At 74.1% G+C, this 15,625-nt stretch carries 10 protein-coding genes; 6 read left to right on the top strand and 4 right to left on the bottom strand.

Features of this window, described 5'->3' with window-relative positions; genetic code table 11:
• Positions 1 to 25: 25 nt before the first annotated feature.
• Positions 26 to 1,774, bottom strand: coding sequence for a BTAD domain-containing putative transcriptional regulator (locus ACQEVC_RS36120; protein ID WP_432891899.1), 1,749 nt, complete (start codon positions 1,772 to 1,774; stop codon positions 26 to 28).
• Positions 1,775 to 1,985: 211 nt separating this feature from the next.
• On the opposite strand from ACQEVC_RS36120, the gene ACQEVC_RS36115 reads away from it, so the two are divergent.
• The 6 genes from ACQEVC_RS36115 to ACQEVC_RS36090 are packed head-to-tail and all read left to right on the top strand — an operon-like array spanning position 1,986 to position 10,254.
• Positions 1,986 to 2,642: a response regulator transcription factor gene (locus tag ACQEVC_RS36115; RefSeq protein ID WP_432891896.1), complete on the top strand. Its 657-nt coding sequence runs from the start codon at positions 1,986 to 1,988 to the stop codon at positions 2,640 to 2,642.
• Between the two features lie 5 nt (positions 2,643 to 2,647).
• Entirely contained in the window at positions 2,648 to 3,898 is a 1,251-nt protein-coding gene (locus tag ACQEVC_RS36110) for a sensor histidine kinase (protein WP_432887095.1), read from the top strand.
• 53 nt (positions 3,899 to 3,951) lie between these two features.
• The gene (locus ACQEVC_RS36105; RefSeq protein WP_432887092.1) at positions 3,952 to 5,895 is read left to right on the top strand and encodes a fibronectin type III domain-containing protein; all 1,944 of its coding nucleotides are present in this window, start codon (positions 3,952 to 3,954) and stop codon (positions 5,893 to 5,895) included.
• Positions 5,892 to 6,848 (top strand): AAA family ATPase, encoded by a 957-nt coding sequence (locus tag ACQEVC_RS36100; RefSeq protein WP_432887090.1) that lies wholly within the window; start codon positions 5,892 to 5,894, stop codon positions 6,846 to 6,848. Before ACQEVC_RS36105 ends, ACQEVC_RS36100 begins: the two co-directional genes overlap by 4 nt.
• Positions 6,849 to 6,877: 29 nt before the next feature.
• Positions 6,878 to 8,044 (top strand): DUF58 domain-containing protein, encoded by a 1,167-nt coding sequence (locus ACQEVC_RS36095; protein ID WP_432887087.1) that lies wholly within the window; start codon positions 6,878 to 6,880, stop codon positions 8,042 to 8,044.
• The gene (locus ACQEVC_RS36090) at positions 8,026 to 10,254 is read left to right on the top strand and encodes a transglutaminaseTgpA domain-containing protein (RefSeq protein WP_432887085.1); all 2,229 of its coding nucleotides are present in this window, start codon (positions 8,026 to 8,028) and stop codon (positions 10,252 to 10,254) included. The genes ACQEVC_RS36095 and ACQEVC_RS36090 overlap by 19 nt, the downstream gene beginning before the upstream one ends.
• Positions 10,255 to 10,262: 8 nt before the next feature.
• On the opposite strand, the gene ACQEVC_RS36085 is transcribed toward ACQEVC_RS36090, so the two are convergent.
• The 3 genes from ACQEVC_RS36085 to ACQEVC_RS36075 form a co-directional block, all read right to left on the bottom strand.
• Entirely contained in the window at positions 10,263 to 12,038 is a 1,776-nt protein-coding gene (locus tag ACQEVC_RS36085) for a protein kinase domain-containing protein (RefSeq protein ID WP_432887082.1), read from the bottom strand.
• Between the two features lie 218 nt (positions 12,039 to 12,256).
• Positions 12,257 to 13,951, bottom strand: a complete 1,695-nt coding sequence (locus ACQEVC_RS36080) for a right-handed parallel beta-helix repeat-containing protein (RefSeq protein ID WP_432887080.1) — start codon at positions 13,949 to 13,951, stop codon at positions 12,257 to 12,259.
• Positions 13,948 to 15,486, bottom strand: a complete 1,539-nt coding sequence (locus tag ACQEVC_RS36075; protein WP_432887077.1) for a hypothetical protein — start codon at positions 15,484 to 15,486, stop codon at positions 13,948 to 13,950. The genes ACQEVC_RS36080 and ACQEVC_RS36075 overlap by 4 nt, the downstream gene beginning before the upstream one ends.
• Positions 15,487 to 15,625 lie beyond the last annotated feature (139 nt).

Raw genomic sequence — 15,625 nt, 5'->3', positions numbered from 1 at the left:
GGCGGTCATCGGCGGATCGTCTGCCTCACGCGACCCGGCGGCCACGGTGGTGTTCCCGGACCGGGCCGCCGACCGGCGCGGTGCACCGGGCCATATGCCGCACCAGGACATGGCTGCGGTAGCGCTCCGCCGCGGCGACGTCCAGCAGTCCCCGGTCCACCAGTGCCTCCAGCACCGGTCGTGCCGCACCCGGGGTGACCCCTAGCGCCCGTGCGGCGGCGGCGGTGCCGAACTCGCCCGGTAGGTCACCGAGGGCGTACCACAGCGCCAGTTCCCGACCGGCCGGCGGCCGGCGGGCGTCGACGATCGAGCGCCGTACGGCGTCGGAGAGGACCCGGCACGGATCCTCGTCGAGTTCGTCGACCAGTCGCCGTGCCGTCCAGTGCGGCCGACACAGCAGCCGGGCGGCGGCATCGCGCAGCGCGGCCGGTAGACCACCGCAGAGCTGCGCGACGGCCAGGGCGCTCGGCTGGTCCGCCTCCTCGTGCCGCCCGCCGAGTGCGGACCGGAACAGCGCGGCGGCCGCCTCCGTGGGCAGCGGTGCCAGGCCGACCCGGGTCGCGCCGTCCGGATGCCAGCCGCGGTTCGTCGTGGTCACCAGGGTCAGGCAACCGGGGGTCGCGGGCAGCAGTGGGGTCAGCCCATCCGGGCCGGGGACGTCGTCCAGCACCAGCAGGACGCGCCGCCGGGCCAGCTCCGAGCGCCACAGCGCGGACCGCTCGTCCAGGTCGGGCGGGATCTCCGACACCGGTACCCCGACGCCGCGCAGCAGCCGGTGCAGCGCGGCCGCCGCTCCCGGCGTACCGCGGTCGGCGTTTGCGGCCACGCGTACGAAAAATTGACCGTCCGGATAGTCCGGCGCCAGCCGGTGGCCCGCGTGCACCACGAACGCGGTCTTGCCCACCCCGGCCATCCCGTGCACCAGCACCACGGGCGCGGGGCTGTCCCGCGCGGCCTGGCCCACGACGGCCAGCTCGGCCCGGCGGCCGGTGAGCGGCACGTCGCGGGGCAGCTCCCGGCGTACCGGCCCGATCCGCGCGGCACCGAGGGCCAGCCGGTGCGCCTCGGCGAGCGAGGCTCCTGGTTCGACTCCCAACTCGGTGGAGAGGAGCTGCCGGGCACGCCGGTACTCGGCCAGGGCCTCGGCCCGCCGGCCCGTCTCGTGCAGCACCCGCACCAGCAGCGCCCAGGCTTCCTCCCGCAGCGGGGCGTCCGCGGTGACCGCCCGCAGGGTGGCCACCGCGTCCTGTCCCCGGCCCACCGCGAGCTGAGCCTCGGCGAGCCGTTCCGCCAGCCCCAGGCGCAGGTCTTCGAGATGGGCCAGCACACCCGTGGCCGCGTCCCCGTCGAGGTCTGCGAAGGGCCGTCCGCGCCACATCCGCAACGCCTGGTCGAGCAGGGTGGCCGCGGTGCCCGCGTCACCGCCCGCCGAGGCGCATCGGGCCTGCTCGGCGAGTTCGCCGACCCGGTCGATGTCCCGCTCGCCCCGACCGACCCGGATCCGGTACGCGCCGGGACGGCTCTCGATCCGTGGGCCACCATCGTGCTCCGGCAAGCCGCGGCGCAGGGTCCAGACGTACGTCTTCAGGTTGGCCTCCGCCGAGGCCGGCACGGCCTGTTCCGGCCAGACGGTCGCGACCAGTTCGTCGGTCGTCATCCAGGCGTTAGGCTTCGTGAGCAGGGTTGCCAGCAGGGCACCGGGCTTGCTCCCGCCGATCCGGCGTACGGCGGTGCCGCCGTGCACCTCGATCGGGCCCAGCACATGGAAGAGCACCAACTCCCGACCTCCCCAATGAACCTCTTTCAACCTCCCCCTGCGGTTCGTGGTGGCCGCAGGTGGGAGTCGGGGCGACGCACCGCGCTGTCCAGGTTGGAAAAGGTTCAATCGTCAGCGCCCCGAGCGGTAGTTTCCGGTCGGCACTACCATCCGTTCCGGTACATGAGGTTCCGATGACACGATCCGCAGGAGGTCCCGGGTGCGGGTGATGGTGGTCGAGGACGACGAGGACCTGCGGCTGGCGGTGACCACCGAACTGCTCGGGACCGGACTGCGGGTCGACCAGGCGGCCGACATCGCCACCGCCGACGCGGCGCTGCACGCCGGACGGTACGACTGCGTCGTGTTCGACCGGATGCTGCCCGACGGCGACTCCGTCGGGTACGTGCACCGCCGCCGGCAGCAGGGCTGGGCCGTACCGGTGCTGTTCCTGACCGCGCGGGACACCCTCGCCGACCGGGTGGCGGGTTTCGAGCAGGGCGGTGACGACTATCTGGTGAAGCCGTTCGCCGTGGCGGAGATGGCGGCCCGGGTGCACGCGCTGGTCCGCCGGGCCGGCTCGGGCCGCCCCTCGGTGCTGCGGCACGCCGACCTCGTCGTGGACTGTGCCCGCCGGGAGGTCCGCCGCGCGGGTGTCCTGCTCACCCTGACGGCGAAGGAGTTCGCCGTGCTGGAATACCTGGTCGCCCGGCCGGAGCAGGCCGTGGGCCGGGCCGAGCTGATCGAGCACTGCTGGGACACCAGCACCGATCCGATGTCCAACGTGGTCGACGTGGTGGTCCGGCGGCTGCGCGCGAAGCTGCGCGAACCTGAGCTGATCCACACCGTACGGGGCCACGGCTACCGGCTCGCCGGGCCGGAGTGACCCCGGTGACCGCTCCGACGACCGTCCGGTTGCGCCGCCGCCGCCGGTGGCTCACGCTCTTCCTCACCGTACTGACCGCCGCCGGGTCGATCGTGTTCGCGTGGGTCGCGGTCGGGTGGGACGCGGAGCTGGGGGAGCAGCGGCTGGACGGCGAACTGCGCCGGGTGACCTCGACCGCGACCCGGCTGGTCCAGTACGACGGCACCCTGATCACGGCGTTCGTCGGCGAGGACGAACTCAACACCCGGTGTCCGCAGTTCGCGATCCTGCCCGGTGGCGCCGAGCGGTTCACCGGCCACTTCAGTCAGCAGAGCTGCGTGTCGGTGGATCCGGCGCTGCTCGCCAGCCTGGCGGCGGAGGCGGCGCGGACCGGACGCCTGCTCAACGGTTACGTCCGGGGAACGAACGGGGAACTGGTCCGGGTCGGTGCGGAGCCGTTCCGCAACACCCGTGGGCAGTACATCGGCGCCGTGGTCGCGGCCGTCGACGCGGGGCCGGAGCGGGACCGCCACCACCGGACGGTGCTGTTCGCGGTCATCGGCTGCGTGCTGCTGGTGACCGCTGCCGGGGCGGCCGGGCACCTGCTCTCCGGCTGGGCGATCCGGCCCGCCGTGGCCGCTCTCGAACAGCAGGAGGTACTCCTCGCCGACACGGCGCACGACCTGCGTACGCCGGTGGCGGCGCTGCGCGCGCTCGCCGAGACGGCGCTGGAACACCCTACCCAGCGCGCCGACCTGCTGCCGCGCACCGTTGCGCTCGCGGGCCGGATGGGCAGCATCATCGACGGGCTGCTGGTGCGGGCGCGGCTGGCCGCCGGTGTCGAGCAGCTTGCCATCCAACCGGTGTGGCTGGACCAGTTGGTCACCACCGTGGTGGAGGAGACTCCCACCGACGGGGCGCAGGTGACGGTGACCGCCGCGCCGACCAAGGTGGACGTCGACCCCGGGCTGGTACAGCGGGCCGTCGGCAACCTGCTGGACAACGCGCTACGGCACGGCCGGCGGCCGGGCGACCGCGCGATCGTGCACATCACCGTCGCCGGTGGTCGCCTCGTGGTGGCCGACCACGGCCCGGGGATCGATGCCGAGGTGGCGCAGGAGACCTTCGACCGGTTCAGCAGCGGTGGCGGGTCGAGCGGGCTCGGCCTCTCCATCGTGCGCTGGGTGGCCCGGGCACACGGCGGGATGCTGCGCGTCTACAACGCGGAAGAGGGCGGCGCGATCTTCGAACTCGTACTGCCCACGAACGACTCCTGAACGGTTGTACCGGGGATGGACCGATCGTGTATCCGGCCTTCTATGCTCAGCGGGTGACCAAGCTGGGCAATTCGCTTCGCCTGACTCTGACCTCCTGGCGTGGCACGCGCTTCTCGCGTCGTCTGCGCACCTGGGTCGATGTCCGCTCGTGGCGTGACCGGGGACCGCTGCGTCGCGGCCGGTTGCCGCTGGTGCTGCTGGTGGCTGCCGCTCTCGCCGCCGTGACGGCGGCCGCCTCCGGGGTGGTCGCGCCGGCGCCCGGCCTGCAACTCGCCCAGGGCGGGCACTGGGTCGCGAGCCCGTCGCTGGGCGCCGTCGTCCACGTCAACGGCTCCGCGCGGCGGGTGGATGCCCAGGCGGCGGTGCCCGGCATCGAGCCGGGCAGCCAGGTGGTGCAGGGCGACACGAGTGGCTATGTGGTCGGCCGCTCCCGGATCGTCGAGTTCGGCAAGTCGAGCCTGTCGGTCGAGCGGACGCTGACCCCGCCCACCGGGGAGCGACCGGTCGGGGTGGAGGCGCCGGGCGGTCCGTACCTGGTCTACCGGGAGGCCGGGCGGGTGGTGCGGCTGGGTGATCCACCCGCGACGATTCCGGCTGGTGGCGCACTCGGTGAACCCATCACCACCTCGGACGGCACGCTCTGGCTGCACCGCGTCGACTCCGGCGTGCTCTGCCGGCTGGCGGCCGGCGCCGACCGGATCTCCTGCCCGGCCGTCGCGCCCGCCGGCCACACCGGCGCGCTCACCGTGGTCGGCGAGCGACCCGTCTTCGTCGACACCACCGCGGACACGCTGAGCCGGGTGGCCGACCACGGCCTCGGCCGGCCGACGCCGATCGGGGTGGACATCCCGCCCACCGCGCGGGTCGCGCCGGTGGACGTCGGCGGCCGGGTCGCCATCCTCGACCCCGCAGGGCGGCGGATGCGAATGGTCGACGCGAGTGGTCTGGAAACGAACCGGTCAGGTGCCGCGCCGATCACCGTCGCGCTGCCCGACGGCGCGTACTCGGCCCCGTCGGTCACCGGATCCTCCGTGGTACTGCTCGACCTGGACCGCAATGCGGTGCTCACGTACAACAGTGCGGGCGAGCAGCAGCGGGCCATCCCGGTGCCGCCGGAGGCCGGTGAGCCGACCCTGAGCCGTGGTGAGGACGAACGGGTCTACGTCGACGGTGCCGAGGGCCGGCACGTGCTGGTGGTGGACCCCGACGGTGCGGTCGGGTTGGTCCCGGTGGTCGGCGACGGGAGGCGGGTGCCGTCGGGCACGCCGGTGTCCCCGTCCTCCGTGCCCGACCCCGGTCCGCGCTCGCCCACACCCGGTCCGCGCTCGCCCAGCCCCGGTCCGCCGACAGCGGAGCGGCCCAGGGGCGACGGCCCGGCCTCGCCGCGCCGGACACCCCCCGAACCCCGGTCGATACCGGCCAGTCCACCCGGGATGCCGGCGAATCTGCGCGCCGCCGCCCAGGGCGGCGACCTGCGAGTCACCTGGAGCGCCGCTGCCGCCAACGGTGCCGCGGTGAGCGGGTACCGGGTCACCTGGACGCCGGCTGCGGGCGGCACCGCCCGCTCGGCCACCCGGCCCGGCAGCGCCCGCTCGATGACGATCACCGGTCTCACCAGGGGCACGGCGTACCGGATCACCGTGGCCGCGCAGAACTCGGCGGGGCGCGGGTCGCCGGCCACCGTCCGGGCCACCGTGCCGCCGCCACCCCGGTCGGTCACGGTCTCCCGGGGCAGCGACACCACGTACGAGGACAGGTGCGAAGAGCCGGACTGCGCGTACTTCCGGATCGTGCTGCGCGGATTCAGCCCGAACACCGACTACCACATCAAGCCGGATTCCAGCAGGTGGCCGGACTTCAATTCGGGCGCCACCCGGCGTACCGACAGTCGGGGGAACCTCACCTTCGAGGACTTCCCGTTCGACTCGGTCGGGTCGTACGTCTGGGTCACCGTCGACGGTGTCCAGTCCAACCGCTACCTCTGGAGTGCGGGATGAACGGTTCCGGGGCGGCGGAGATCGCCGGGCGGATCTCCGAGAACGTGCAACGGGTGATCCGTGGCAAGCCCGAGCTGGTCCGGCTGGCGATCGCCGGCCTGCTGGCCGAAGATCACCTGCTGATCGAGGATGTGCCCGGCCTCGGCAAGACCAGCCTCGCGCGGTGCCTCGCCCGCAGCATCGGCGGGCGGTGGAGCCGCATCCAGTTCACCCCGGACCTGCTGCCCAGCGACATCACCGGGGTCACCGTCTACCGGCAGTCGGAGGAGACGTTCACCTTCCACCCGGGCGCGGTGTTCGCGAACATCGTGGTGGCCGACGAGATCAACCGCGGTACCCCGAAGACCCAGTCGGCGCTGTTGGAGGTGATGTCCGAGCGCCGGGTCACGGTGGACGGGACCGGACACGACGTACCGCGGCCGTTCCTGGTCATCGCGACCCAGAACCCGATCGAACTGGAGGGCACCTACCGGCTGCCCGAGGCGCAGTTGGACCGGTTCCTGATGCGGCTCTCGGTGGGCTACCCGGACCTCGACTCGGAGGTGCTGGTGATGCTGGGTGACTGCGCCGGGGTGGGCCCGGACGACCTGCCGGCGGTGGTCGACGTCGAGGCGCTGCGGGAGGCCATCGTCGAGGTACGGACGTCGCACCTCGACCGGGCGGTGTGCGAGTACGCCGCCCGGCTCACCGCGGCGACCCGGAGCCACTCCGCGGTGCGCTACGGCGCCAGCGTACGGGGCAGCATCGCGCTGGTGCGTACCGCGCAGGCGCTCGCGGCGATCGAGGGACGCGACTTCGTCACGCCCGACGACATCAAGGACGTCGCCGTGCCGGTCCTGGCCCACCGGCTCGTGCTCACCCCGGAGGCCGAGATGAACCGGCGCGGCAGCGCCGAGATCGTCACGGAGCTGCTCGCCTCGACCCCCACGCCCGCTGCCGGCGCGGCCCGCTGACCGTGCGCCTGACCCGCCGAGGACTCGCCGTGCTCGCCGTAGCGGTGCCGCTGCTCGCCTTCGGGCTCTGGGGCGGGTACCCGATGCTGCGCGCGCTCGGTGCGGTCCTGCTCGGTGCCGTGCTGGCCGCCGTCCTGCTCACCGGAGGCCGCCGGTCGGTCGAGGTGCGGCGCTCGGTCTACCCCGAACGGGTCGAACGGGGCCGCCCCGCCCTGGCCAGCCTGCGGGTGCGTAATCCGGGTGGCGGTCGGCTGGCCGGGTTCCTGGCCACCGACGCGACCGGGAGCGCGATCCGGACCGTCCGGGTACGGGCGCTGGCGCCGGGCGCGGAGGCGGTCCAGCACTACGAGCTGCCGACCACCGCGCGTGGCCGGCTGACCGTGGGCCCGTTGACACTGCACCGGGTGGATCCGTTTGGGCTGGCCCGCAGCGAGACGCACACCGGGGAGACCGCGACCCTGTGGGCGCATCCACGGCAGCTTCCGGCGCGGGCGCCGATGGTCGGCTACCCCCGGCACCACCACGAGGGCACCAGCACGGACCGCGCGCCGCGGGGTTCGGCGCAGCTCCTGGACGTCCGGGAGTACGTCCCCGGCGACGAGGTACGGCACCTGCACTGGAAGGCGACCGCCCGGACGGGCCGGCTGATGGTGCGCGATCTGGCCGATCCGGAACAGCCGAGGTTCACCCTGCTGCTCGACACCCGTCCCGACGCGCTGACCGCCGCCGAGTTCGAGGAGGCGGTGGATCTGGCGGCGTCCCTGCTCGGTGCCGCCGCCCGGGCGGGACACCACAGCCGCCTGGTCACCTCGTCCGGCCTCGACCTGTGCACGCCGGGCGGGGCGCACAGCGTACGCCGGCTGCTCGACGTGCTGTGTGAGCTGGGGCAGGACGGCGGGCGGGAAGCTGATCTTGTGCCGGTGTCGCTGGCCGTGGGCGGTCCGGCCGGCGGCTGCCTGGTGGCGGTCACCGGTGGGACGACGCCGCCGGTCGCGTTGGCCGGCTCGCGGCATCGGTTCCTGGCGATCGTCGTGATCGTCCTGGCCGCTACCGGCGACGGCTCCGGAGGGCCGGGCGGCGTCGAACGCTCCGAGCCGGCGCCGCCGAACACCCCATCCGGCCCGGCGTCCGGCGTCCGGGTGCTCGTCGCGGAAAACGCCGAAGAAGCGGTGCGCCGATGGAACGAGCTGCCCTGATGAGTGCGGTGCTCCGGGCGGTACCCGCCTCGTGCGTGGTGCTCGCGGCCGTCGTCGCGGGGATGCTCTTCGCGCCGGTCTTCGGCGTGCCGGCGCTGCTCCTCCCGGTCGGCGTGCCGGCGGTGGCGGTGCTGCTGGCCACGCTGGCCTGCGCGCGGCGCGCGGCCCTGCTGCCCTGGCGGCCGCTGCTGCTGGCGGTTGCCGGCCTGTTGGCCGTCGCCGAGACGGTGCTCTGGTCGACGACGGTGGCGGGCCTGCCCACCGGGCGTACGCTGCGCGCCCTGGCCGCCGGGTTCACCGACTCCTGGCAGCTCGCCCTCCAGTCGACCTGGCCGGCCCGGCCGGATCCGGCGCTGCTGCTGTTCGTCCCACTGCTGGTGGTGCTCGCCGCCGTGCTCGGCGTCGAGCTGCTGGACCGGCTGGGCAGACCGGTGCTGGCGCTCGCCCCGAGCTTCGCGGTCACGTTGCTGAGCCAGTTCTACGCCCCGATGCCGTCCGGTCCGGCCGTCGCCGCGGCGCTCGGCTACGCCGCGGTCGGCGGAGTCCTGCTGGCCTTCCACAGTGCAGCCGTCGTCGCGGTGCAGCGTGGCGTCGACCCCGGTCAGCACCGCCACCCGGACCGACCGGGCGATTCGGATCGGGGCGGGGCGGCGGCGCTGCTGCGGAGGGCCGTCCCGTCGGTGGTCCTGGCCGTGGTGGCGGTGATCCTCGCCGGGCTGTTGCCGCCCACCGTGCCACCGAGATACTCGCTCCGCGCGGACCAGGCGGTTCCGCTCGCCGAGACCCGGGTGACCAGCCCGCTGGACGAGATCGCGTACCGGCTCGCCCACCCCGGCACCGCCGTGTTCCGGGTGAGCGGCGGGGCCGGGGTGGACCGCTGGCCGTTGGTGGTGTTCGACGCCTTCGACGGAGTCAACTGGCAGCCCGGTGGCCGGTACCGGCGGCTCGGCACCGAGCTGTGGCCGGGCGGCGCGGTGAGCGTACCGGTACGGACCCGGTCCGCCGAGATCGACACTTTCGCCGCCGGTGCCGGCCCGTGGCTGCCGAGTCAGACCTGGCCCGCCGGGGTACGTGGGGTCGAGCCGCTGGTGGAGGAGGAGCAGGGCACGTTGCTGCTGCCCGGGGCCGACGGCGTCGCGAGGTACACGCTGACCTGGTGGCAACCGGCGGTCGACGCCGAGGCGCTCGCCGCCGCCGCGATCGACCCGCTCGTCCCGGGCGGGCTCGGTAGCGTGGGCACGGTGCCGGCCGGGGTCGCCGAACTCGCCGAGCGGGCGACGGGCGGGCTGCGCCCGTCCTTCCAGGCCGCCCTGGTGCTGGAGCGCTTCCTCCGGCAGAACTACCGGCTGGCGACGGGGCTCGACCTGCCCACCGGGCACTCCTGGCCACAGTTGGCGGACTTCCTGCTACGCAGCGGGCGGGGCACGACCGAGCAGTTCGCCGCCGCGTACGTGGCGCTGGCGCGGATCCGGGGCATCCCGGCGCGGCTGGCCGTCGGATTCCGCGCGCCCAGTGCTCCCGATCCCGACGGGCGGTACACGGTTCGCAACGGCGACGTACTGGCCTGGCCCGAGGTCGCCGTGCGGGGGGTCGGCTGGGTACCGCTGGATCCGGCAGTCGCACCGTCGGCGTCGACCGCCGTCTCCGGGGTCGGGCTGGCCGCCGCCGCGGCGCGGGTACGGGCCCAACTCCCCGCACCGGAGGAACTCCGCGATCCACCGGTCGCGCCGCGTCCGGCCGCCGCCGTGCGACCGGACGACGGCGCCGTGTCGGGCGCCGCGACGTGGCGGGTGCTGCTCGGCGCCTCGGTGCTGTTGCTGGCGGCGTGGCTGGTCGGCGTGCCGTCGGCGACGGCCGGACGGGCCTGGCGCCGCCGACGCCGTGCGGGAGCGGCCGCGGTGGTGGGTGCCTGGGCGGAGGTCCGCGACCGGCTACGCGCGCACGGTGTCCCGGTGTCGGCCGGGATGACGGTACGCGACCTGGCCACCAGCGCGGTCGCCATCGCCGATCGGACCACCGTGGACGACATCCGGCGGCTGGCCGTCGTCGTGGACCGGGCGCTGTGGTCACCGGCGGCGCCGGGGGAGCAGGATGGCCGCCAGGCGTGGGCGGCGGTGCGGGCGGTACGCCGTGGACTGGCCCGGCGCGGCTGGCGGGCGCGACTGCGGGCGCTGCTCGATCCGCGCGTACTGCTGCCGCCGCGTCGCTGAATTCCTCGTCACTTCACACAGCTGGCGCCCCGGATCGGTTTGGGCTGGCTCTCGTACACCTGGTTGCCGTCGCTGCCCTGGATGAGGAAGCAGTACCGGCGTACCGGATCCACGGGCACCCGATAGGTGGTGTTGCGCTGGGCGAGTAGCGCCCGGGCCCGCTCACCCTCGGCCGCGACGATCACGGCGAAGTCCAGCGGCTCGCTGCTCTGCCAGGACAGCTCCACGACGTTGCCACGATCGGCGGGATCGGCCAGTTCCAGCCGTACCACCCGGGGCGAGGCGGTCGCCGGGCTGGCCACCCCGGTCTGCGCGGGGGCCGGCGGGACCGTGAGTTCACCGGTCCGGTTCAGCAGCACCGGCCCGGCCACCGCGGCGAGCAGTACGAGGCCACCGACCCCGATCAGCACGGACCGGGTACGGGTGACCCGCCGGAGCGGTGTCTCCGCGCCGAAGACGAGAATCGGCTCGCCCTGGGGGCGGGGCGCGGCCCGACCGGAGACCTCCACCGCGGGGTTCGGCGACTGTGCTGCGGGGGTTGGCAACGCCGTCACGGTGGCCGGCGGTCCCGCTGCGGGGGTCGGTGGTGTCACTGCACCGGCCACTGGTTCCGGGCCAGGGTTCGGCGGTTCGGCTTCGGGGCTTGGTGGTTCCGTGCCGGGGTTTGGTGGTTCGGCTTCGGGGTTCGGTTCCTCGGCTTCGGGGTTCGGTGGTTCCGTGCCGGGGTTTGGTGGTTCGGCTTCGGGGTTCGGTGGTTCGGCTTCGGGGTTCGGTGGTTCGGCTTCGGGGTTCGGTGGTTCCGTGCCGGGGTTCGGTGGTTCGGCTCCGAGGTTCGGTGGTTCGGCTTCGGGGTTCGGCGGTGCGGCTGCGCTGGACTGTGGTTCCGTGCCGGGGTTCGGCGGTTCCGCCCCGGGCACGCCGGACGCGGCGAAGTCGTCGAATCCGCGCTGCTCCACGGCCGGCGGTTGGTGGTCCGGGGGCGATGGTGCGATCCGAATCCGGAGCGCGTCCAACTGCTCGGCTACCGCCGAGGCGGCGTCCGGGCGCGCGTCCGGGTCCTTCGCCAGGAGTGCGGAGATCAACTTTGCCAGCTCCGGTGGCGCCCCGGGGCGATCGAGTGGTGGCACCGGTCCGCCGAGTACGCGTAGCAGGCGTGCTTCCGGCTCCTCGCCGGCCGGACCCTGATGCGGGGACCGGCCGGACAGGGCCAGGTAGAGAACCACGCCGAGGCCGTAGAGATCGGACCGCTCGTCGGCGGAGCCGTCCCGTACGGTCTCCGGCGGCAGGAGATCCGCGGTTCGCAGGGGATCGCGGGGGAATGCGTGGCGCAGCGTGAGACCGAAGTCGGACAGCACCGGCTCGCCGGAGGGTCGGAACAGCACGTTCCCGGGGAGGACCCCGCCGTGCACGAGCCCGGCCGCGTGCGCGGCCGCCAGCGCCGTCGCGAGTACGGTGCCCAATACCAGCGTGTCCGCCACGGAGAGCGGGCCGAACGAGTCGAGCAGCTCCGGCAACGACTGGGTGCACAGCTCCATGCGCAGGGCACAGCGCCCGTCCGGGCGCTCCTCGACGCGATCGGCAACGAGGACCGGGGCCTGGGCGCGGAGCGCGGCGAGCCGGGTCAGTTCGCGATCCAGTTCGGCTCGGGTACGCCGGTCGAGCCCGCCGGGGAAGACCTTCAGCGCGAACGCCTCACCGGTCGCCCCGTCCACTCCCGCCAACACCGTGGCCACCGGACCGTCTCCCAGCGGGACCAGCTCGCCGTGTTCGGGATCGGTCGTCATGGTTCTGGTTGTCCTCTCCGGGCCGGTCTCCGCCGGCCGCCGCGCAGGTTCCCCTCCGGCGGGTCGCCCCATGGTAGGCAACGAAGCAGCCGTGCCGGCGCCCAGCGGCAGGTTGCTGCCGTGGCGTCCAGCCGGACGCCGTGGTCGTGCTGGACCCTGGGTTCGCGCCGCGTGTCGTCCGGCCCGATGCAGGCTCCACCGTGGGCGGGCGCGTCCGGTCAGGTACTCGCCGCCCGTACGTCCTCGGCGGTCACCGTACGCAGCTCGAGCACGTCCGGCACCCGTCCGAGGGCGCGGAGCCGCTGCGACTGCGCCTTGCGTACCCCCTCGAAGAGCCGGCGGGCGTCCCGGGCGTTGCCGAAGTTGGCGTCGCGCGATATCCGGCCGAAGTAGTCCAGCAGCACCGGGCGTGCCTCGTCGTCCATCAGGTAGTCACCGTCGGCGACCATCCTGCCGATGATCTGGAGCAGGTCCTCCGGGGTGTAGTTCTCGAACTCGAGAGTCTTGGAGAACCGCGAGGCCAGACCGGGGTTGACGGCGAGGAAGCCGGTCATCTCGTCGGTGTAACCGGCGGCGATGACCGCGACCTCGTCCCGGTGATCCTCCATCAACTTGACCAGGGTGTCGATCACCTCCTGGCCGAAGTCACCGCCGGAGCCGGCCTGCCGGGACAGCGTGTACGCCTCGTCGATGAAGAGCACGCCGCCCCTGGCCGCCTCGAATACCTGCGTGGTCTTCTCCGCGGTGTGCCCGATGTACTGGCCGACGAGATCGCGCCGGGAGACCTCGCGGAACTGGCCGCGGGCGAGTACGCCGAGCGCCTTGAGTAGTTTTCCGTAGGTGCGTGCCACCGTGGTCTTTCCGGTGCCGGGCGCACCGGCGAAGATCAGGTGGTGGCTGACGCCGCCCACGGGGAGCCCCGCCCTTCGACGCCACTCGTTGACCTGGATCTCGTCCACCAGCGCCCGCACCTCGGCCTTCACCGCGGCCAGCCCGACCATGCCGTCCAGTTCGGTGAGGAGGTCGTCGAGCCCGACGTCCCCCGTGGCGGCCGGTCGCTGCGCGGGTTCCGTCACCGTCGGCGTGGCGCCCTCGGCGACCTCGATGGCCGGTTCGGCGGTGTTGTCCAACTGGCACCCCTCCACCGAGCCCGCGCAGCCGGGGCCGAACGTGATACCGACGTCCTGCACGTCCCGCACCCGGGTACGGCGTACGACCGGCCGGCTGTGGTGCGCCACCGCGATGCCCGCGCCAGTCGTACGGGAGATGTCGCAGGCTTCGATGACCGGGCGGGCGTACTGGTAGACGTAGATGCCGCGTTGCCCGCAGCCGGAGATGACGCAGTTGCGGATCTCCGGATCGGCACCGAGCCCCACCACCACACCGTCGCTGGCCACGTCGTCGATCGACGTGTCGTCGATGCGGCCGGAGGAACTCTCCACCACGATGCCCTGGGCGGAACCGGAGATCCTGCACCGGCGTACCGCGAAGCGGGGACAGCCGCGCACGCTGATCGCCGGACCCGTCCGGGCGGTGAGGCTGCACCGCTCGACCGTCACGTTCGCGTTCTCCGCCCGGAGGGCGGCGAGGTCCGCCCGCACGTCGATGCCTTCCAGGACCAGCGACCCGCCCCGGACGTCCAGTACCGGCCAGTCGCCGCCGGAGCCGTCCAGGAGCACCGTCGCGCCGTCCACCGCCCGCACCGTCAGCGAGCGGTCGAGCAGCTCGAACGTCTCCGGATAGCTGCCGTCGGCGACCGAGATGACGCTGCCGTCCGGCGCGTCGCGCAGCGCCGCACCGATCGTGCGGTAGGCGCCGTGCCGCCCCGGCGCGACCAGTAGCGTCCGGGGACTCCGGCCGGGTCCTGACCCGGGTGTCCGGTGTGGATCGTCGTCGACTGTGGGTGCGTTCAAGTCAGGAAAACTCCGATCGGAAGCGACGCGGCAACGCCACGGGCATGCGCACCGTCGAGTCGGGCGGGACGGACGCCGCACCGCGCGGCGCGGGTCGCCGTTCCGGCCAGTGCCGCCTCGACGGCGGCCTCGGTGGTCGCGGCGAGCCGCAGCACGGCGTCCACCCGTGGTGCGTCCCGATCCGGACGGGCGGTGACCGTCACCGTGGCGGCCGCGTCGACGGTCACCCTGAGCAGGTCGGTGATCAGCCGCTTCGCCTGTGGATCGGCGAGTCGGTGCCACCCTCGCATCTGGACGGTGGCCTGGCAGACGGCCCCGGTGCGCCAGAACCGCCAGTCCTCGCGTATCTGGTTGCGGCCGCCGGTGACGTGGGCCAGGCCGGTGATCACCGCGAACGCGGCCTCCTCGGTCAGCGGCTCGGCCGGTACGCCGGCGCGGCCGAGCACCTGCCGCATCCGGCGTACGGCGTTGCGCAGGATCAGTGCCAGCTCGTCGTCGCCGGGCACCTCGACGCTGCGGGCGGCGTGTACGGCCAGCCACACCTTTACCGGGGCGTCCCGCCCGACGCCGGCGTGGTACACCGTCTGGACGCCCAACCCGCGCTGCTGCCCGTCCACCAGCGGCAGCAGCGCCGCGGGCGTGGGCAACCGGTCGACGAGGTCCGTGCCGCCGGCGGCCGGTCGCAGCACGGCGGTCAGGCCGCTGCGGTGGCTGGTCGTCATGGCCGACCCGTGGCCGGTCTCGACGGCCCGCACCGTGCAACTCGGGACCAGCAGGTCCAGCAGCGTCGGGGTCTTCCCGGCGTCCTCCGGCAGGTCGCGGCGGCGGGTACGGGACAGGTAACCGACGGCCAGCGCGCCATGCTCGGGGAGCCAGCGCCCGTCGATCCGTACCGTGGTCAGCACGACCAGTACCGCCGCGCCGACGGACACGCAGACCAGCACCGGCACCGGCTGCCGGACGGCGAGCAGCACGGCCAGCCCGGCGACCTGCCAGCAGACGACCTGAATCAGGTGGAGATGTGCGAGGAAGTCCCGGCCCCAACCGCCGACCGGTGCCTCCTGCGCCGGTGGCCCGGCGGCGACGGCCGTCGCGGCGGTCGAGGGGTGCGCCGGGGCCGTCCGGGGCAGGGTCCGGGGCTGGGCGCGCGGGGCCGTCTGGGCAGGCCGGCCGGCCTGTCGGGCCGATGTCGCCGGGTCGGCAGCCTGTCGGGCGGATGTCGCGGGGTCGGCGGCCTGTCGGGTGGATGTCGCGGGGTCGGCGGCCTGTCGGGTGGATGTCGCCGGGTCGGCGGCCTGTCGGGCGGATGTCGCTGGATCGGCATTCTGGCCAGCGGAGGTCGCCCGGCCGGCCGCTGGTCGTGCGCGTGTCGCCTGGCCGGCCGGCTGTCGAGCGGCCGTCACCGTGAGCCGCGCGGTGGCGGGGGCGACCCGCACCGGAGCGGCGGGAGCGCTCTGACCGGCGGCCGGTGGCGCCGCCACCGCGTCCGGCGTCGGGACGGCTGACCCGGGGGCGGCCCGGTCAGCGGCGTCCACGGCCGACCTCCCACCCCGCCGGTCCGCCCGCGTCCCGGGCCGGACGGACGCCGTCGCGTCCCGACGGTCCGTCTGACCGACCGCCGTCTGGCGTACTGCTGTCCGACGTGCTGCCGGCGGTCCTGGCCAGCGTGGCCGT

Source organism: Plantactinospora sp. CA-294935 (genome assembly GCF_050936445.1).
GTDB lineage: Bacteria > Actinomycetota > Actinomycetes > Mycobacteriales > Micromonosporaceae > Plantactinospora.
The sequence above is the reverse complement of the archived record's forward strand: the minus strand, read 5'-3'. Positions and strand labels throughout refer to the sequence as shown.